Annotated in this window: 1 protein-coding gene; it reads left to right on the plus strand. The window is 70.9% G+C overall.

Annotated elements, in window-relative coordinates; translation table 11 throughout:
• Nucleotides 1–771: phosphopantetheine-binding protein (locus IE142_RS35010; RefSeq protein ID WP_229831227.1), on the plus strand; the 771-nt coding region annotated here is incomplete at both ends.

The raw sequence follows: 771 nt of genomic DNA on the forward strand, positions 1-771 counted from the left end.
CCGCGCCGACCACCAGGTCAAGGTCCGCGGCTTCCGCATCGAACCCGGCGAGATCGAGAACGTCCTGACCGAGCACCCCCACATCACCCAGGCCGCCGTAGTCGCCCGCGAGGACCAGCCCGGCAGGATCCGGCTGGTGGCCTATGTCGTGGCGCGGGAGACCCTGCGGCCCGAGGAGGCGAAGGAGTTCGTGCGCGAGCGGCTGCCCGAACACATGGTGCCCTCGGCCGTCGCACTCCTGAACGGCCTGCCGCTGACGGCCAACGGCAAGCTGGACCGGGCCGCCCTGCCAGCGCCGGACTTCGCGCAGGCCGGATCCGGACGGGAGGCGCGCACCCCGCAGGAGCAGATCGTCTGCGATCTGTTCGCGCAGGTGCTGGGGCTGCCCCGGGTCGGTGTGGACGACGACTTCTTCGAACTCGGCGGCCATTCGTTGCTGGCCACGCGGCTGGTCGCCCGCATCCGGGCCACCTTCAGCGTCGAGATCGGCCTGCGCACGCTCTTCGAGGCACGGACCGCGGGTGCGGTCGCGGCCCGCCTCGACACCGCCGGGCCCGCACGGCTCGCCCTGACCAAGCAGCAAATCCTCGACGCGGTACCCCTGTCGTTCGCCCAGCGGCGGCTGTGGTTCCTGCACAAGATGGAGGGGCCGAGCGCCACCTACAACATCCCACTGACTTTGAGACTGACCGGCACATTGGACCGTGAGGCGCTGCGGGCCGCTCTCGGTGACGTGGTGGCCCGGCACGAGAGTCTGCGGACGGTGTTCCC

This window comes from Streptomyces mutabilis (assembly GCF_014649815.1).
GTDB classification, from domain to species: domain Bacteria; phylum Actinomycetota; class Actinomycetes; order Streptomycetales; family Streptomycetaceae; genus Streptomyces; species Streptomyces mutabilis.